Source organism: Cellulomonas sp. IC4_254, assembly GCF_011603975.1.
Lineage (GTDB): Bacteria > Actinomycetota > Actinomycetes > Actinomycetales > Cellulomonadaceae > Cellulomonas.
Genome location: NZ_JAANNB010000061.1, coordinates 1 through 18440, shown reverse-complemented (window position 1 = coordinate 18440; position 18440 = coordinate 1). Strand labels below are relative to the sequence as shown.

General features: G+C 74.5%; 15 protein-coding genes. 6 read left to right on the top strand and 9 right to left on the bottom strand.

Going from position 1 to position 18440, the window contains the following annotated elements:
* Positions 1-22: 22 nt before the first annotated feature.
* From kduD to G6556_RS08210, 5 genes are all read right to left on the bottom strand, one after another.
* A complete protein-coding gene (kduD, locus tag G6556_RS08230) occupies positions 23-787 on the bottom strand; it encodes a 2-dehydro-3-deoxy-D-gluconate 5-dehydrogenase KduD (RefSeq protein WP_346774785.1) in 765 nt (254 codons plus the stop codon).
* On the bottom strand, positions 784-1692 hold the full coding sequence (locus G6556_RS08225; protein ID WP_166940263.1) for a fumarylacetoacetate hydrolase family protein: 909 nt from the start codon (positions 1690-1692) through the stop codon (positions 784-786). Before G6556_RS08225 ends, kduD begins: the two co-directional genes overlap by 4 nt.
* A gap of 68 nt (positions 1693-1760) precedes the next feature.
* Positions 1761-3020, bottom strand: coding sequence for an extracellular solute-binding protein (locus tag G6556_RS08220; protein WP_240934010.1), 1260 nt, complete (start codon positions 3018-3020; stop codon positions 1761-1763).
* 107 nt (positions 3021-3127) lie between these two features.
* Entirely contained in the window at positions 3128-4042 is a 915-nt protein-coding gene (locus G6556_RS08215; RefSeq protein ID WP_166940259.1) for a carbohydrate ABC transporter permease, read from the bottom strand.
* Positions 4043-4054: 12 nt separating this feature from the next.
* On the bottom strand, positions 4055-5002 hold the full coding sequence (locus G6556_RS08210) for a sugar ABC transporter permease (RefSeq protein ID WP_166940257.1): 948 nt from the start codon (positions 5000-5002) through the stop codon (positions 4055-4057).
* A 240-nt stretch (positions 5003-5242) separates the two neighbouring features.
* On the opposite strand from G6556_RS08210, the gene G6556_RS08205 reads away from it, so the two are divergent.
* The 4 genes from G6556_RS08205 to G6556_RS08190 all read left to right on the top strand — a co-directional run bounded on the left by G6556_RS08205 (position 5243) and on the right by G6556_RS08190 (position 10222).
* Positions 5243-6703, top strand: coding sequence for a Gfo/Idh/MocA family oxidoreductase (locus tag G6556_RS08205; RefSeq protein ID WP_166940255.1), 1461 nt, complete (start codon positions 5243-5245; stop codon positions 6701-6703).
* A gap of 87 nt (positions 6704-6790) precedes the next feature.
* The gene (locus G6556_RS08200; protein WP_166940253.1) at positions 6791-7813 is read left to right on the top strand and encodes a LacI family DNA-binding transcriptional regulator; all 1023 of its coding nucleotides are present in this window, start codon (positions 6791-6793) and stop codon (positions 7811-7813) included.
* A gap of 145 nt (positions 7814-7958) precedes the next feature.
* Positions 7959-9293: a PfkB family carbohydrate kinase gene (locus G6556_RS08195; RefSeq protein ID WP_205693196.1), complete on the top strand. Its 1335-nt coding sequence runs from the start codon at positions 7959-7961 to the stop codon at positions 9291-9293.
* On the top strand, positions 9290-10222 hold the full coding sequence (locus G6556_RS08190) for a permease prefix domain 1-containing protein (RefSeq protein WP_166940250.1): 933 nt from the start codon (positions 9290-9292) through the stop codon (positions 10220-10222). Before G6556_RS08195 ends, G6556_RS08190 begins: the two co-directional genes overlap by 4 nt.
* Before the next feature lie 200 nt (positions 10223-10422).
* Here the strand turns inward: G6556_RS08190 and G6556_RS08185 are convergent, their stop codons facing one another.
* Positions 10423-11691, bottom strand: coding sequence for a YibE/F family protein (locus G6556_RS08185; RefSeq protein WP_346774784.1), 1269 nt, complete (start codon positions 11689-11691; stop codon positions 10423-10425).
* Positions 11692-11773: 82 nt separating this feature from the next.
* Between G6556_RS08185 and dusB the strand changes: the two genes are divergently transcribed.
* The gene (gene dusB, locus G6556_RS08180) at positions 11774-12967 is read left to right on the top strand and encodes a tRNA dihydrouridine synthase DusB (RefSeq protein WP_166940248.1); all 1194 of its coding nucleotides are present in this window, start codon (positions 11774-11776) and stop codon (positions 12965-12967) included.
* 191 nt (positions 12968-13158) lie between these two features.
* Here dusB and G6556_RS08175 read toward each other — a convergent pair whose 3' ends face one another.
* Genes G6556_RS08175 through G6556_RS08165 form a run of 3 tightly spaced genes read right to left on the bottom strand, consistent with a single transcriptional unit; the run spans position 13159 to position 16863 of the window.
* Entirely contained in the window at positions 13159-14088 is a 930-nt protein-coding gene (locus tag G6556_RS08175; RefSeq protein WP_166940246.1) for a PfkB family carbohydrate kinase, read from the bottom strand.
* 4 nt (positions 14089-14092) lie between these two features.
* Positions 14093-15793 (bottom strand): glycoside hydrolase family 13 protein, encoded by a 1701-nt coding sequence (locus G6556_RS08170; protein WP_346774786.1) that lies wholly within the window; start codon positions 15791-15793, stop codon positions 14093-14095.
* Between the two features lie 41 nt (positions 15794-15834).
* A complete protein-coding gene (locus G6556_RS08165) occupies positions 15835-16863 on the bottom strand; it encodes a LacI family DNA-binding transcriptional regulator (protein ID WP_166940244.1) in 1029 nt (342 codons plus the stop codon).
* 225 nt (positions 16864-17088) lie between these two features.
* Here G6556_RS08165 and G6556_RS08160 point away from each other — a divergent pair, with 225 nt between their 5' ends.
* A complete protein-coding gene (locus G6556_RS08160) occupies positions 17089-18327 on the top strand; it encodes a maltose ABC transporter substrate-binding protein (protein WP_166940242.1) in 1239 nt (412 codons plus the stop codon).
* Positions 18328-18440: the final 113 nt, after the last annotated feature.

Genomic DNA, 18440 nt, shown 5'->3' with positions numbered 1-18440 from the left:
CCGGGGGGCGGGGGGGGGCGGGTCAGCAGACGAGCCAGCCGCCGTCGACGGGGACGACGGCGCCGTTCACGTAGTCCGACGCGGCGGACGCCAGGAACACGAAGGCGCCCTGCAGGTCGGCCGGCGTGCCCCAGCGCTCGGCGGGGATGCGGTCGAGGATCGAGCGCTCGCGGACCTCGTCGGCGCGGATGGCGGCGGTGTTGTCCGTGGCCATGTAGCCCGGGGCGATGGCGTTCGCGGTGACGCCGTGCCGGGCGAGCTCGTTGGCCAGGGCCTTCGTGACGCCCGCGACGGCGTGCTTGGACGCGGTGTAGCCGGGGACCAGCACGCCGCCCTGGAACGCCAGCATCGAGGCGATGTTGATGATCTTGCCGCTGCCCTGGGCGACGAACCGGCGGGCCGCCGCCCGCGACAGGTGGAACACGGCGTCGAGGTTGATGGCGAGGACGTCGTCCCAGTCCGCGGCGGAGTGCTCGAGCAGCGGGGCGCGGCGGATGATGCCGGCGTTGTTCACCAGGACGTCGACGCGACCCAGGCCGTCCACCACCGCCTGCACGTCGGCGTCCAGCTCCTCGGGGGTGGCGTGGATCAGGTCGCGCTCCAGGGTGACGCACCGCCGGCCGAGCGCCCGCACCTCGTCGGCGGTCTCGGTGGCGGCGACGTGGTCGAGGAGGGCGAGGTCGGCGCCGGCCTCGGCGAGCGCGAGCGCGGCGCCCCGGCCGAGGCCGCGCGCGCCACCGGTGACGAGGGCGGCCTTCCCGTCCAGGCGGAAGGAGTCGAGGATCACGAGGGACCTCCAGGGGTGTCGGGTCGGGACGCCGGCGGGGGACCGTCGACGAAGGTGGTGGTGAGCGAGCCGAGGCCGGTGACGGCGATCGTGACGGCGTCGCCGTGCCGCAGCGGGACGTGCGCCGCGGCGGCCTCGGGGAGTTTCGCGGGCGTGCCGGTGGCGATGACGTCGCCGGGCTCGAGGGTGAGCACCTGGCTGAGGTGGTGGACGAGGAACGCGGGGGAGAACACGAGCGCGTCGGTGCTCGACCGGACGGTGACCACCCCGTCGCGCTCGACGGTGAGCTCGCGCCCGCTGATCGGCAGCGCCTCGTCGGCGGTGACGACGGCGGGGCCGAGCTGGCCGAAGCCGTCGACGCACTTGCCGAGCGTCCATTGCGAGGTGAGCGACTGCCAGTCCCGCGCGGACACGTCGTCGAACAGCGTGAGCCCGCCGACGTACGCCTCGGCCCCGTCGAGCGGGACGCGGTGCGCGGTGCGGCCGACGACGACCGCGACCTCGCCCTCGTAGTCGACGTGCTGCGCGGCGGGCGGCAGCACGACCGGGTCGTGCGGACCGCACAGGGTGTTGGGGGTCTTGACGAACACGTCCGGGAACGCCGGGACGTCGTCCGGGGCGCGGCCCCGGCCGAGGTGCCCGGAGTAGCTGTGCCCGAGGCAGAGGATCTTGCCCGGCCGCACCGGGGGCGCGAGCCGGACGGCGGCCGCGTCGGGCAGGCCGCCGGGGTCCGCCGCGTCGACGGCCGCCTGCGCGGCGGCCCGTACGGCGGGGTCGCGCAGCACGTCCACGACCGTGCGGCCGGGCAGCGCGGGTCCGAGGTCGAGCAGCCGGTCGCCGTCGGGTCCGGCGAGCAGCGCGCCGGGACGGGCGGTGCCGCCGGCGTGGTGGGTCACGAGTCGCACGCGGTCTCCTGTGGGGGTCGGGTGGGCGCGCCGGCCGGGGCTCGCACGGGCGAGCCCCGGCCCGCGGGTCAGGAGATCGCCGCGCCGACCTCGTCGAGCCACCGCTCGGCGGCCTCGCGCGGGGTGATCCGGCCGAACAGCACGTCGGAGTTCACGCGCTGGGTGATCTGCGTCGTCTCGCCGGCGCCGACCGGGGGGACCGGCGTGCCGTCGACGATGGTGTCCTCGATGGCCGCCACGAAGTCGGCACCCACCCGGTCGGCGTCCGACAGCAGCGGCAGGATCGCCTCACGCACCTCCGTGTTGGAGGGCAGGCCCCGGTCGACCAGGATCAGCTCGCCCGCGGTCGTGGAGTTGATGAGGAAGTCCACGAACAGCGCGGCCTCCTCCGGGTGCGGGGAGGACTCGGCGACCGAGTAGTACATCGTCGGGTAGAGGTAGGCGCCCGTGCGGACGCCGTCGGCCTCGCCCGGCGGGCGCAGCAGCTGCAGGTCGCGGCCGGCGGCGCTCTGGATCGCGTCGAGCTGGTTCGACCAGAACCAGGCCATCGCGCCCTGCCCGGTGGCGGGCAGCGAGCCCTCGACGCCGGCGGCGTTGACCTCGGTGGAGACCGACGCCGACGGCTCGGCGCCTGCCTCCATCAGGTCGACCGAGCGCTGGAACCAGGCCTCGACGGTCTCGGCGGAGACGCCGAGCTCGCCGTCCTCGGTGAACACCTCCTCGCCGTTCTGGCGCGCCATGATCTTGAGCACGACCTCGAGGAAGCTGTAGTTCTGCACGCCGGCGTACGTCCCGCCGGAGCCCTCGGCGATCGCGGTGGCGACGGCCTCGTAGTCGTCCCAGCTCCACGTGGCGTCGTCCGGGAGGTCGACGCCGGCCTCGGCGAAGATCGCGGGGTCGGCCACCAGTGCGTGGCTGCTGACGCCGGTCGCGATGCCGACGAACGCGCCGTCGACCTCGCCGGACTCGATGACGGACGGGTCGATCTTGTCGGTCGCGATGTCGAGCTCGCGGAGGTCCGCGAGCAGGCCGCGGCTGGCGTACTCGGCGAGGAACCGCTCCTGCTGCGTGATGACGTCCGGCAGGCTGCCGCCGGCGGCGGCCACGTTCAGCCGCTCGAAGTAGCTGTCCCAGCTGGTGAAGTCCGGCTCCACCGTGATGTGCGGGTACTCGGCCTCGAACGCCGCGATGACCTCCTCGGTGATCTGCTGGCGGGTGTCGGAGCCCCACCAGGCGAAGGTGATCGTCACCTGGTCCCCGTCGTCGGAGCCGGTGGGGCTGCCGCCCGGGCTGTCCGCGCTGCCGCACGCGGCCAGCGTCACGGCCATGGCCGTCGCGGCGACCGCCGCACCCCACCGGCGCGTGCGTGTCGTCCCTCGTCGTCCTCGCATGGGTGTCCCTCTCGTCGTCGAGTCGTGGTCCTGCGTGCGGCCGATCACTTCATCCCCGTCGTCGCGATGCCCTGGACCAGGTACCGCTGGCCGAAGAGGAAGACCAGGAAGATGGGGACGAGCGTCACGATGGACATCGCGAACATGGGTCCCCAGTTGGAGCCCGTCGCGGGGTCGAGGAACAGACGCAGCGCGAGCGGCGCCGTCCTCACCTCGTCCCGCGTCAGGAAGATGAGCTGGCTGAAGAAGTCGTTCCACGTCCAGATGAAGGTGAAGATCGCCGTCGTCGCGAGGGCGGGCACGGCGTTGGGCAGCATCACCGACAGGAAGATGCGCGGGTGGCCGCAGCCGTCGATCCGCGCGGCCTCCTCCAGCTCGTTCGGGATGCCGCGGAAGAACTGCACCATCAGGAAGATGAAGAACGCGTCGGTGGCCAGCAGCTTCGGGACGATCAACGGCCAGAACGTGTTGATCCAGTCCATCTGCTGGAACATGATGTAGCGCGGCACGATGATCACGTGGATCGGCAGCATGATGCTGATGAGCATCATCGCGAACCACAGGTTCCGGCCGCGGAACTGCAGCCGGGCGAACGCGTAGCCGGCCATCGAGCAGGTCACCAGGTTGCCGAGCAGGCACCCGGCGACGATGACCGCGGAGTTGAGCATGTACCGGCCGAACGGCTGGGACAGGGCCTCCCACCCGGTCGCGTAGTTGGAGAAGTCCCACTCGGTCGGCAGCACCGACAGGTCGCGGAAGATCAGCTCCGTCGGCTTGAACGAGCTGCCGACCATCCAGATCAGCGGGTAGATCATCAGCACCGCGGCGACGATCATCGCGGCGTGCCGCAGGCTGGTCCGCAGGACGGAGCGCCAGCGCTCGCGCCCTGGGCGGACCGGGCTGTCGTCGGCGAGCCGGCTGATGCGCGTCGGCAGGTCGGGGGTGGTGGTCGTGGTCATGGCGGACTCCTCTCAGTCCTCGTAGAAGACCCAGAACTTCGAGGCCCAGAAGTTGATGGCGGTCAGCACGAGGACGATGAGGACGAGGACCCACGCCATGGCGGCCGCGTAGCCCATGCGCAGGTTCGTGAACCCCTCCTGGTAGAGGTAGAGGGTGTAGAAGAGCGTCGAGTCCGACGGCCCGCCCGTCCCGTTCGACACCACGAAGGCCTGCGTGAAGGCCTGGAACGCGATGATCACCTGCATCACGAGGTTGAAGAAGACGATCGGGCTCAGCAGGGGGAGGGTCACCGAGCGGAACTGGCGCCAGGGGGAGGCGCCGTCGAGGGACGCCGCCTCGTAGTACATCTCCGGGATCTGCCGCAGGCCGGCGAGGAAGATGATCATCGGGGAGCCGAACGTCCACACGTGCAGCAGGACGAGGGTCCACAGCGCGGTGTCGGGGTGCGAGACCCAGCCCATGCCCTGGATGCCGAACAGGCCCAGGAACGCGTTGAACAGCCCCTCCTCGCCGAACACCTGGCGCCACAGGATGGCGATGGCGACCGAGCTGCCGAGCAGCGAGGGCAGGTAGAACACGGAGCGGTAGAACGTCATCCCGCGCAGGCCGCGGTTGAGCAGCACCGCCAGGCCGAGAGCGACCACCAGCTGCAGCGGCACGCCTGTCACGACGTACAGGAACGTCACCCGGAGCGACTCGTGCAGCCGGGTGTCCGTGAGCATGGCCGTGAAGTTGTCGAGCCCGATGAACGTCGGCGACGTCAGCAGGTCGTAGTCCGTCGTCGACAGGGCGAGCGACGCGACGAGCGGGATCAGCGTGATCCCGAACAGCCCCAGGAACCAGGGGGCCAGGAACGCCAGCGCCGCACGCTGATCGGACTTGCGCAGGTCGGAGACGGCGGCGATCTTCGGCTCGCCCCGCTTCCTGCGCATGGTGCGGAGCTCGTTGAGTGCTGTCATGGACACACTTCCTCGTGGTCTGGCTGCGGCGGTTCTCAGGAACCGGTTCCGGACGTTACCCGAACGGGTGACGTCGCTGTCCACCCCCATCGTGCGGATCGGCCCGCCGAGGTGGTCGTGGGCGGCGATTGAGCGGTTCCACCAGGACGGAGGTCCCGGTTCAGAGGCTCGTCGGCAGAGTGTCACCGGGCGTGGATAGGGTGGTTGCGAGAAACCCGTTTCTGACAGGAAGGGCCCGCGATGACGCACCCCGCCCCGCTCGACCAGAACCCCACGGCCCCCCGGCGGGCCGCCTCCGCGTCCGTCCGCGCGGACGCCGCCGTCACGCCGCGGTTCGCGCCCGTCCCGGCCGGCCGGCCGCGGCGCCGGTACGCGGTGCTGGGCACCGGGCACCGCGCCGGGATGTACGTCGGCGCGATCACCGGCCCGCACCGGGACGTCGCCGAGCTCGTCGCCTGGTGCGACCCGAACCCCGCGCGCGCCGGCTTCTACGACGCCGAGGTCGGCGCCGCGCTGGGGCTCGACGGCCCGGCCGGGCTGCCGCGGTACGCGCCCGAGGACCTCGAGCGGATGATCGCGGAGCAGGCGGTCGACGTCGTGGTGGTCACGACGCCCGACCACCGGCACGCCGAGCACGTGGCCCGGGTGCAGGCCGCGGGCGCGGACGTCGTGCTGGAGAAGCCGGCGGCGACCACGGCCGACGGCTGCCGGGCGATCGCGGAGTCGGTGGCCGCCACGGGCCGCGACCTCGTCATGACGTTCAACTACCGGTACGCGCCGCGGAACTCCGCGCTGCGCGAGGTCATCGCGTCCGGGGCGATCGGGCGGCCCACGAGCGTGCACTTCGAGTGGCTGCTCGACACGGTGCACGGTGCGGACTACTTCCGGCGCTGGCACCGGGACCGCACCTGCTCCGGCAGCCTGCTCGTGCACAAGTCGTCGCACCACTTCGACCTGGTCGGCTGGTGGCTGGACGACGTGCCCGAGCGGGTGTTCGCCTCCGGCGGGCTGCGGTTCTACGGGGACGTGAACGCGGCCGCCCGGGGGATGGGCCCGCGTCCCGCGCGCGGCACCGGCGCGGTCGGCGACCCGTGGGCGCTCGACCTGCGTTCGGACCGCCGGCTCACGGGCCTCTACCTCGAGGCCGAGCAGCACGACGGCTACCTGCGGGACCGCGACGTGTTCACCGAGGGCATCTCGATCGAGGACAACCTGTCCCTGGTCGTGGACTACCGGTCGGGGGTCTCGATGACCTACGCGCTCAACGCGCACTGCCCGTGGGAGGGGTACGGCGTCGCCGTCAACGGCACCGAGGGGCGGGTCGAGCTCACCGTCGTCGAGCGCGGTGCCGTGTCGGTGGACGCCGAGGGACGCGTCGTCCTCGACCCGTCGGCCAACCCGGACGCCGTGCCGGTCGCGGCCTCCCGGCCCGAGGGCGAGCACCTCGTGGTGCAGCGGCACTGGGAGGGGGCCCGCGAGGTGCCGATCCCGCGCGGCGAGGGCGGGCACGGCGGCGGCGACGCGCTGCTCCTCATGGACGTGTTCCGACGGGACCTGCGCCTCGACGAGGATCCGCTCGGCCGCGCGGCGGGCTACCGCGACGGGCTGCGCGCCGCGGCCGTCGGCATCGCCGCCGGCCAGTCCCTGCGGACCGGGCGCGCTGTTAGCATCGGCGCACTCGACCTGGGCTCCGCGCTCTGAACGGCAGCGCGCCGCGACCGGCACCGCGACCTCGGCGGCACCGCGCTCCGAGCGGGGGCGAGCCGGGGGTCGGAAGGGAGCGGGGCCATGCGCACGGGCGCGACGATCAGCGATGTCGCGGCGGCCGCCGGCGTCTCCCGCGCCACCGTGTCCCGCGTGATGAACGGCAGCACCGTCGACGCCGAGCTCACCCGCCGGGTGCGGGCCGCCGCGTCGGCGCTGCAGTACCGGCCGTCGGTCACCGCGCGCTCGCTGTCGCTCGGGCGGACCCTCGCCGTCGGCATCGTGGTGCCCGACCTGGCCAACCCGATGTTCCAGGCGGTGCTGCGGGCCGTCGCCGACGGGGCCCACGAGCGCGGCTACAGCGTCGTGGTCGCCGAGACGCGGGGCCCCGGCCGCGACGAGGTCGACGTGGTCCGCAGCACCCGCGCCCGGTGCGACGCGCTGGTCCTCGTCGCGCCGCGGACCCCGGACGACCTGCTCGTCGGCCTGCTCGAGGACGTCGACCCGGTGGTGCTCGTCAACCGCGCGGTGCCGGGCTCGGAGATCCCCGCCGTGAGCGTCGACTACTCCGCGGCGATGTCCGGCGTGGTCGACCACCTGGCCGACCTCGGCCACCGGGTGATCGCGTACCTCACCGGGCCGGGCTCCAGCCCGTCCAACGTGGCGCGGCTCGACGGCCTCGGCCGCGCCCGGCTGGCGCACGGCGACCTCCGGTTCCGCACGCTCGACTGCGGCGCCACCGTCACGGAGGGCTACGCGCTGGCGCACGCGGTGCTGGCCACGGAGGCGACCGCGGTGGTCGCGTACAACGACCAGGTGGCCTTCGGGCTGCTCGGGCACCTGAACGAGCTCGGCGTCGACGTGCCGGGCGCGCTGTCGGTCGTGGGGTTCGACGACATCGAGCTCGCCCGGTACGCCACCCCCTCGCTCACCACGGTGCAGGTGCCGTACGAGCGGATCGGGGCCCGGGCGTGGGAGCGGCTGCACGCCCGCATCGCCGGGGTGGCCGAGGCACCCGCGGACGAGGGCGTGGTCGTCGACGGCCCGCTCGAGGTGCTGCCCACCCGGCTGCAGCCGCGCGCGTCGACGGCGGCCCCGGCGGGCTGACGAGCGCGGCGGGTTGTCGGCGCGGCGGGTTGTCGGGCGCGGCCGGCTGATGGCCCCACGCGGCGGTCCACTCTCGGCTGCGTACCGTCCTGAGTAACCGGTTTCTCGGCTACGGTGGAGGCGACCCCGTCGCCCAGGAGCCGCCATGCCACCGTCGCCCACGCCGCCTCCGTCGCCCCCGCTCCCGCACGCCGCCCTCGCGGCCGCGCCCGGCCCGAGGCCCGGCCCGAGGCCCGGACCCGGGCCCGGCGCCGCGTCCCGGCCGCCGGCCCCCGACGTCGTCGCGCTCGGCGAGGTGATGCTCCGCCTCGACCCTGGTGGGTCCCGGATCCGCACGGCCCGGGAGTTCGCCGTGCACGAGGGCGGTGGCGAGTACAACGTCGCGCGGGCCGCGGCCGGTCTCGGGCTGCGCGCGGCGGTGGTGACGGCGCTGGTCGACGACGAGGTCGGCCGGCTGGTCGAGGACCTGGTGCTGGCGTCCGGCGTGGACACCCGCTGGGTCCGCTGGGTGCCGGCCGGGGGACCGGTTCCCCTGCGCAACGGCCTCAACTTCACGGAGCGCGGGCACGGTCCACGCGGCGCGGTCGGCGTCTCGGACCGCGCGCGCACCGCGACCGCCGCGCTCGGGCCCGACGACGTGCCGTGGGACGCGGTGCTCGCCGGCGCCCGCTGGTTCCACACCGGCGGGGTGCTCGCCGCCCTCTCGCCGCGGACGACGGCCACCGCGCTGCGGGCGATGCGGGCCGCCCGGGAGGCCGGGGTCCCCGTCTCGTTCGACACGAACTACCGGCCGTCGCTCTGGCGCGCGCGGGGCGGGCGCGAGTCCGCCTGCGCCACCGCCCGGACGCTCGCCGCCGAGTGCGACCTGCTGCTCGGGTCCGACTGGGACCTGTTCCCCGGGACGCCGGACCCGCCCGACCCCGCGGTGGACCCGGCGGGCGCCCGCGCCGCCTTCGAGCGCGGCGTGGCCCGGATCCGGGAGGTCGCCCCGCGGGTGCGGGTGGTGGCCGGGACCCGGCGCGCCGTCCGCTCCGCCTCGCGGAACGACTGGGGCGCGCTCGCCTGGTCGGCCGAGGACGGCGTGCACGAGGCGCGCGGCCACGCCGACCTCGAGATCCTCGACCGCGTCGGCGGCGGGGACGCGTTCGCCGCCGACCTGCTGCGAGGGCACACCGACACGATCGTGCTGGGCGTGCTGCGCCGCACCGACCGGTACGGCTTCGAGGTCTACAAGGCGATCCGCGACGCCACGGGCGGCGACCACGAGATCAAGGAGGCGACGCTGTACGCCTCGTTCCGGCGCCTCGCCCGCGACGGCCTCGTGGAGGCCTACTGGGGCGACGAGTCGCAGGGCGGCCGCCGCAAGTACTACCGGATCACCGACGCCGGCCGCGCCGTGTACCGCCGCAACGTGGCGGACTGGCGCGCCACGCAGCAGATCATCAACACGCTCCTGGACCTTGAGGAGGACCCGCGATGAGCACCACCGTCGACACGAGCATCCACCGCGCCCTGGACAGCGCGTTCGCCGGGGCGCCCGCCTCGGCCGAGGCGCAGGACCTCAAGGAGGAGGTGCGCGCCAGCCTCATGGCGCGCGCGGCCGACCTCGAGGCCGCGGGCGCCGCCCCGGCGGACGCGGCCCGCACCGCGCTCGCCGAGATCGGCGACCTGCGCGACGTCGTGGCCGCGGTGGCCGACGCCCCGCAGGACGACGCGGGGTACGCCGCACTGCTGTCCGCGCACCGGGTGCGGCCGCAGCCGGCGTTCGTCGTGCGGGTCACCCTCGCCGCTGCGCTGCTCGCGGGCACCGCGGCGCTCGTCGCCACCGGCGTGCTGGCGTGGTCGGTCGCGGCGGGCGCGGCGCTCGCCGTCGTCGCCGCGCTCGCGACGGGCGCGGTCGTCGCCGACGCGCTGCGCCAGGAGACGACGCAGAACTACCCGCTGCCCACCGGCCGCGCGGTCGGCTTCGGCGCGGCGAGCGCGGCGGTCGTCACCGCCCTCGGCCTCGGCGGGCTGTACGCAGCGGACCTGGGCCGGATCTGGCTCGCGGTCGTGGCCGGGGTGCTGCTGGTCGCCGGCGTGCTCGGCTTCGTCGTGCTGGGCGTCACCCAGACCAACCGGCACAAGCCGTGGACCGTCGAGCTCGGCCGGCAGGCCGCCGGCCAGGACCGGTTCTCCCGGGAGCCCGAGGCGGCCGCACGGTTCGGCATCTACTCCGCGGCGCTCGGGCTGGTCGCCGTGCTGGCGTTCGTCGTGCTGACCATGACCGTCGGCCTGGCGTGGTCGTGGCTCGCGCTCGCCGCAGCCGTCCCGCTGTACTTCCTGCTCCTGGCCCGGATGCTCTTCCCGGCGGCGGCCCACGGCCCGGCCCGCGAGCCGGCGCGCCCGACGGGCCACCCCGCCGCCTGACGGACGACCCGCCGCGAGACCGAGCGCACCCCCTGACCCGCACCCGCGCCGCGCTCATCCGCCGAGATAGGGCCTCCCGTTCGAGATAGGACCGTCCGCGGACCTATCTCGGGCCGGCGGTCCTATCTCGGCGCTGCACGGGGTGGCGCGGGAGCGGGCGGTGCCCGCTCGGGCGGCGGGGCAGCCGCCGGTGCCCGGCGTCAGGTCAGGGGCTCGGCGGCGTCCGCCTCCGTGACCGCGTGCACGTGGGCGTGCGCGTGGCCGTCGGCCGCCGCGTGCCGTGCGGGGGCCGCGCCGGACCGCGTGACCACCAGGGCGGCGATGCCGGTCGTGAGCGGGATGGCGAGGACCAGGCCGATCGACGACACCATGGTCCGCACGATCTCCTCGGCGAACTCCCCGGACGTCAGCGTGGGCCCGAGCGGCAGGCCGTACAGCTCGAGCAGCAGCAGCACGGGCAGCGCCGCACCGGTGTACGCGAACGCGATCGTGTAGACGGTGGACGCGATGTGGTCCCGCCCGATCCGCATGCCGCCGCGGAACAGCTCGCGCCGGGACGCCCCGGGCGACACCGCGCGCAGCTCCCACACCGCGGACGCCTGCGTGATCGTCACGTCGTTCAGCACGCCGAGCCCGGCCAGCACCAGCCCGCACAGGAACAGCCCCCGCAGCGACGTGGCCCCGTTCTCGCCGAGCAGCTGCGCGAGCCGGTACGAGTCCTCGCTGCTCACGCCGGACAGCCGCGCCCACTCGGCCCCGAGCACGCCGAGCACCGTCGTCGCCGCGAGGCCGGCCAGCGTGCCGAGCAGCGCCGCCGACGTCCGCAGCGACAGCCCGTGCGCCAGGTAGAGCACGACCGCCATGATCAGCGTCGACGCGCTCAGCGCCACGACCACCGGGTTCTCGCCGCGGACCAGCGCGGGCAGCACGTAGACGCCGATCACCGCGAACGCGATGAGCAGCCCGACCAGGGCCCGCAGGCCGCGGCTCCGCGCGACCAGGATGATCGCGAGCGCGAACACCAGGGCGATCGACACCAGCGGCAGCGTGCGGTCGTAGTCGTGCCAGGCCCAGACCTCGTCGTCGGTGCCGGTGGCCGGGTAGTGCTCGACGAGGATGCGGGTGCCCGCGGGCACCTGGTCGGCGGTCGTGGCGGCCGTGGCCCACACCTCGACGTCCCGCCCGCGCTCCGGCCCGCTGGTGACGGTCGCGTGCACCCGGAGGCACGCCACCTCGTCGGGGATCGTGCCGTCGGGCAGCCGGTCCTCGACCGTGCCCTGGCACTGCTCGACGGAGGTGCCGGTCACGGTCGCCGTCGGGTAGTCGATCGCGACGTCGCTGATCTGCCGGGCGGTGGACGGCTCGCCGTGCGGCCAGGTCAGGGCCATGCCGACGGCGGCGGCCAGCACGAGCGGCAGCAGGATCGCGGCGATGACACGGCGGGTGCGCAGGGCGGCGGGGGAGGGCACGGGGGCGATTCTGCCCGGTGCGCGGCGTTCACGCCCCGGCCCGCGCACGGGGTCCGGGCCCTGAGTGGGGGACAATCGAGGCATGACCGCTCCCTCCACCGTCGACCCGGCCGCCCCCGCTGCCGAGGGGCACGTGCTCCCGCCGCTGCGCATCGGACCGCTGACGATCGACACGCCCGTGGTGCTCGCCCCGATGGCCGGCGTGACGAACGCGGCGTTCCGGCGGCTGTGCCGCGAGTCCGGCGCGGGGCTGTACGTGGCGGAGATGGTGACCTCGCGGGCGCTGGTCGAGCGCGGCGAGGAGTCGATGCGGATCATCTCGCACGCGCCGGACGAGAAGCCGCGCTCCGTGCAGGTCTACGGCGTCGACCCGGCGACCGTCGGCGCGGCCGTGCACCTCATCGCGTCGGAGGACCGCGCGGACCACGTCGACCTCAACTTCGGCTGCCCGGTGCCCAAGGTCACCCGGCGCGGCGGCGGCTCCGCGCTGCCGTGGAAGCGCGAGCTGTTCGAGTCGATCCTCCGGGCGGCCGTCGACGCGGCCCGGCCCTACGGCGTGCCGGTGACGGTCAAGATGCGCAAGGGCATCGACGACGACCACCTGACGTACCTCGAGGCCGGCCTGATCGCGCAGGACCTCGGCGTCGCCGCCGTCGCGCTGCACGCCCGCACCGCCGAGCAGTACTACTCCGGCACCGCGGACTGGTCGGCGATCGCGCGGCTCAAGGAGACGGTCACCGACATCCCGGTGCTCGGCAACGGCGACATCTGGTCCGCCGAGGACGCCGTGCGCATGGTCCGGGAGACCGGCTGCGACGGCGTCGTCGTCGGGCGCGGCTGCCAGGGGCGGCCGTGGCTGTTCGCGGACCTGGCGGCCGCGTTCGCCGGGTCGCCCGAGCGCATCACGCCGGGTGCCCGGTACGTCGCGCAGGTGATCCGCCGGCACGCCGAGCTGATGGTCGAGGCGTTCGGCGACGAGGGCAAGGCGCTCCGCGAGCTCCGCAAGCACATGGCCTGGTACTGGAAGGGCTACGTGGTCGGCGGCGAGCAGCGCGCGGCCCTCGGCCTGGTGTCGAGCCTCGCCGAGCTGGACGACCGGCTCGCGGCGCTCGACCTGGATCAGCCGTACCCGGGCGAGGCGGCGGAGGGCCAGCGCGGCCGCGCGGGCACTCCGAAGCGCCCGCACCTCCCCGACGGCTGGCTGGACAGCCGCGAGCTCTCGGACGACTTCCGCCGCGGCCTGGCTGAGGCCGAGCTGAGCGTCAGCGGGGGCTGACCCGCCCGCTCTCGCGCACTCGCCACTCGCCCGCACACCCCTCGCCGAGTGGGCAGTGGATGTCCCCTCGCGGCGCTCGGAGGGGACATCTCCTGCCCGCTCGGCGTGCGCGGAGCGTGCACGGAGCGAGCGTGCGGCGCGCGCGGAGCGGGTTCGTGCTCGAGCGAGCGCGGGGGTCCGGGGTTCCGGGGTCAGGCGCGGGTGACCGCGACGCGAGCCGCGAGGGCGCGGACGGACTCCGCGGTGGCGTGCGGGGCGCCCAGCGCCTCCGTCCCCACCGCGAGGGCGCCCGCCGCGGACGCCCAGGCGAGCGCCTCCGCGGTGGGCAGGCCGGCCAGGGTCGCCGCCAGCAGCCCCGACAGGAACGCGTCGCCCGCGCCGTTGGTGTCGACGACGGCTCCGGCCGGCGCGGCGCCGACCTCCCAGAACCCGTCCGCGTCCAGCGCCAGCGCCCCGCGCGCGCCCCGGGTGCAGACCGCCAGCCGCGCCCCGCCGGCGACGCGTGCCCGCAGGTACGCCGCGGGGTCCGCCAGCCGCGCCTCGGAGACCAGCAGCACATCCGCCCCGTCGGCGAACGGCCGCTGGAACGACGCGACCCCGTCGTCGTCGTGCACGTCGCACCAGACCGGGACCCCGGCCGCCCGCGCGGCCGCGAGCACCGGGACGGAGAGCTCCGCCAGGTCGACCACGGCCGCCCGCGCCCCGGCCAGGCCCGGGGTCGCGTCGACGGCTCCGCCGGCCGGGGACGGCAGCGTCAGGTACACCGACACCCGCCCGCCGTCGGCCGCCATGAGGTTCACGTGCCGCTCGGTCCGCCCGTCGGCCGCAGGCACCGCGTCCAGCGCGATCCGCGGGTGTGCCAGCGCGCCCCGCACCAGGTCCCCGAGCCCGTCGGACCCCAGGATGGTCCGCAGCCGGACGTCGACCCCGAGCGCCGCGAGCGTGACGGCCTTGCCCGCGGACGTCCCGCCGAGCCCGTCGTGGTGCCCGGCCGCGAACAGCGTCTGCGACCGCGCGTCCGGCAGTTCTTCCACCCGGACCAGCGTGTTCCAGGAGGCGGGCCCCACGACGACGACGGGGCCGCCCCCGTGCGTGGGGACGGCCCCGTCGGGGTGCGTCACGGCGTCAGCGCGCCCGGAGCCAGACGGTGGTGTCGCCCGGCAGCTCCGCGCCGACCGGGGCGTCGCCCGGCAGGCCGGAGGCCAGCAGCACCTCGGCGTCGGCGGACAGCGCGACCGGGGCCGAGCCCAGGTTCGCGACGACGACCACCGAGCCGTTCCGCACGGCGATGACGTCCTCGTCGTCCTGGAACGCCGGCTCCCACGACGCCCCGCCGAGGCCGAGCTTCTCGGCCCGGCGCAGGCGCAGCGCGGCGCGGTACAGCTCGAGGGTCGAGCCCTCGACGCCGTCCTGCGCGTCGGCGGCGAACGCGGCCCACTCCGCGGGCTGCGGCAGCCAGGTCTTCCCGTTCGGCGAGTAGCCGAAGCCCGGGGCGCCGGCCTCCCACGGCAGCGGCACCCGGCAGCCGTCGCGGCCGCGCTCGGCGCCGTTCGTGCGGAAGAACGCCGGGTCCTCGCGGACCTCGTCGGCCAGCGCGGTGTGCTCGGGCAGGCCGAGCTCCTCGCCCTGGTAGACGTACGCCGAGCCGGGCAGGCCGAGCATGAGCAGCGTGGCGGCGCGGGCGCGGCGCAGCCCGAGCTCGGCGTCGGGCTGCTCGTCCTCGGCGCCGATGCCGTTCGGCCGCGACGACGGGTCGGCCAGGCCGAGGCGGGACGCGTGCCGGACGACGTCGTGGTTCGACATCACCCAGGTGGTCGGGGCGCCGACGGTGTCGTTGACCTGGTACGAGGCGGCGATGACCTTCTTCAGCGCCGGCGCGTCCCAGCCGGTGGCCAGGAACGCGAAGTTGAACGCCTGGTGCATCTCGTCCGGGCGGACGTACCGGGCCAGCCGGCTCAGCGGCTCGACCCAGGCCTCGGCGACGAGCATCCGGTCGCCGTCGTACTCGTCGAGGACCTTGCGCCAGGCGCGGTAGATCTCGTGCACGCCGTCCTGGTCGAACATCGGGCCCTGGTTGCCCGACCCCGAGACGGCGTCGCTGTCGTCGGCCCCCTCGATCATGGACACGTGGCCGTCCCAGTCGGGCAGCCCCTCGGCCTTGACCATGCCGTGCGCGACGTCGACCCGGAAGCCGTCGACCCCGCGGTCCAGCCAGAACCGGAGCACGTCCTCGAACTCGGCGCGCACCTCGGGGTTCGACCAGTCGAGGTCGGGCTGCTTGGAGTCGAACAGGTGCAGGTACCACTGGCCGTCGTCGACGCCGTGCTGCTCCCGGGTGAGCCGGGTCCAGGCCGGGCCGCCGAAGATCGAGCCCCAGTTGTTCGGCGGCTCGGTGCCGTCGACCCCGCGGCCCTCGCGGAACAGGTACCGGGCGCGCTCAGGGGAGCCGGGGGGCGTCTTCAGCGCCTCCTGGAACCACACGTGCTCGTCCGAGGAGTGGTTCGGGACCAGGTCGACGACGACCTTGAGGCCGAGGCCGTGCGCGCGCTCGAGCAGCGCGTCGAAGTCGGCCAGCGTGCCGAACAGCGGGTCCACGTCGCGGTAGTCGGCGACGTCGTAGCCGGCGTCGGCCTGCGGGGAGCGGTAGAACGGCGACAGCCACACGGCGTCCACACCCAGCGCGGCCAGGTGGTCCAGCCGCGCGGTGATGCCCGGCAGGTCGCCGATGCCGTCGCCGTTCGCGTCCGCGAACGACCGCGGGTACACCTGGTAGATCACCGCGTCCCGCCACCACGGGCCGTCGACGGGGCCGGGCTCGTGCACCACCTCCGGGGCGGGGCGGGAGATCGGCTGCTGGTCGAGCTGGGTCACGCTGGTCCTCCGGGAGAAGCGGGTGCTGAGCTGGTGGAGCCGCGCACGATGAGCTCCGGGTGGAACAGGAGCTCGGTGCGCGACGTGGGGGTGCCGTTGATCTCCGCCATGAGGGCGGAGACGGCGGCCTGGCCCATCGCCTGGACGGGCTGGCGCACCGTCGTGAGCGGCGGGTCGGCGAAGCCGATCAGCGGCGAGTCGTCGAAGCCGACGACCGACACGTCCTCGGGGACCCGCAGGCCGCGGGACCGGGTGGCGCGGATGGCGCCGAGGGCCATCAGGTCCGACCCGCAGATGATCGCGGTGTGGCCCGAGTCGAGGAGCTCGTGCGCCGCGGTGGCGCCGCCCTCGACCGTGAACAGGGTCGTGTTGACGTGCGGCGCGGCGTCCTCGACGCCGAGCTGGGCGCGGAGCTGGTCCGCGAACGCCCGGCGCTTGCGGGCCGCCGGGACGAACCGCTCCGGGCCGATCGCCAGGCCGATGCGCCGGTGGCCGAGCGCCACGAGGTGCCGCACGGACAGCTCGATCGCGACGGAGTCGTCGGTGGCGATGCTCGGGGCGTCCACCGCCTCCGCGCGGCCGTTGACGAGCACGATCGGCAGCCCGCGCCCGCGCAGGGCGTGGTAGCGCTCCACCGACGCCTGGGTGTCCGCGTGCAGACCCGAGACGAACAGGATCCCGGCCACGTCGTGCTCGAGCAGGATCTCGACGTACTGGTCCTCCGTGGTGCCGCCCGGCTGCTGCGCGCACAGCAGCGGCGTGTAGCCGCGCTGGGTCAGCATCGACTCGATGACCTGAGCCATCGCGGGGAACACCGGGTTCGACAGCTCCGGCACCACCAGGCCGACGAGGCCGGCGTGCCGGGTGCGGAGCTTCTCGGGGCGCTCGTAGCCGAGCACGTCGAGGGCCGCCAGCACGGCCTGCCTGGCCTGCGAGGACACCCCCGGCTTGCCGTTGAGGACCCGCGAGACGGTCGCGGTGGAGACGTTGGCCTGCTCGGCGAGGTCGGTGAGGCGTGTGCGCACGGTCGCGAGCGTAGAGGGCACCGTCGCCTCCTCGTCGTCGTTGTCGTCATCCGATCGGGGCCGCTTCGTCCCCTCGGGTCGGAGAGCACTGTAACCGATGCCTGAAAGTTACCGTAACGGCTTGCAACGAGGCCCGGACGTTGATTACCGTCCGGGTCATCGAGCCAGCGCCGGCGGTGCCGGGGTCTGCTCGCACCGCCCCTTCTGACGCTGGGAGACACCCTGATGCGACGGAGCATCCCCGCCCTCGCCACGACGGCCGTCCTCGCGCTCGCCCTCGCGGCGTGCTCGAGCTCGGACTCGCCGTCCGACGCCACCTCCGACAGCCCTGCGGCCGACTCCGCCGAGGGCACCCTGACGATGTGGGTCGACGACACCCGCATCGACTCCATGCGCCCGGTCGTCGAGGCCTTCACCGAGCAGTCGGGGGTCCAGGTCGACCTGGTCCAGAAGGCCACCGGCGACATCGGCCCCGACTTCGTCACCCAGGTCCCGACCGGCGAGGGCCCGGACATCATCGTCTCGGCCCACGACGGCCTGGGCGAGTGGGTCAACAACGGCGTGGTCGCGCCGATCGAGCTCGGCGACAAGGCCGACGAGTTCGCCGACTCCGCGGTCGCCGCGATGGCCTACGACGGCCAGACCTACGGCGTGCCGATCTCGATCGAGAACATCGCCCTGGTGCGCAACAACGCGCTGCTCGCCGACACCCCGGCCACCACGTTCGACGAGCTCGTCGCGCAGGCCCAGGGCGCCGGCACCGACTTCTCCGTGCTGATCCAGCAGGGCGAGGAGTCCGACCCGTACCACCTGTACCCTCTGCAGACCTCGTTCGGCGCCCCGGTGTTCGAGCAGGCCGAGGACGGCTCCTACTCCGACACGCTGACGCTCGGCGGCGACGCCGGCCACGCGTACGCCCAGTACCTGGCCAAGCTCGGCCAGGAGAAGGTCCTCGACCTGTCGATCGACGGCGACAAGGCCAAGCAGGCGTTCCTCGACGGCCAGGCGCCGTACATCGTGACCGGCCCGTGGAACACCTCCGCGTTCGAGGAGGCCGGCATGGACATCTCCGTCCTCCCGGTCCCGTCGGCCGGCGGCCAGCCCGCGCAGCCGTTCGTGGGCGTGCAGGGCGTGTTCATCTCGGCGAAGTCCGCCAACCCGGTGCTCGCCAACGAGTTCGTGGTCAACTACCTGACCACCGAGGAGGCGCAGGACGCGCTGTACGAGGCCGGCGGCCGCCTGCCGGCGCTGACCGCGTCCGCCGACAAGGTCGACGACCCGGTCCTGCAGGGCTTCAACGCCGCCGGTGCCACCGGTGCGCCGATGCCCGCCATCCCCGCGATGAGCTCGGTGTGGTCCTTCTGGGGCGCGACCGAGGCGCAGATCGTCGGCGGCCAGACGGCCGACCCGGCCGGCGCGTGGGACGCGATGGTCCAGAACATCCAGGACGCCATCGACGGCTGACCCGTCACCGCGACCGCCGGGGTGCCCACGAGGCGCCCCGGCGGTCGCGCCGCCCGTCCCACCCCCCATCCGCAGCACCAGCACCGCCGCGCCCGGAGGCACCCGCATGACCG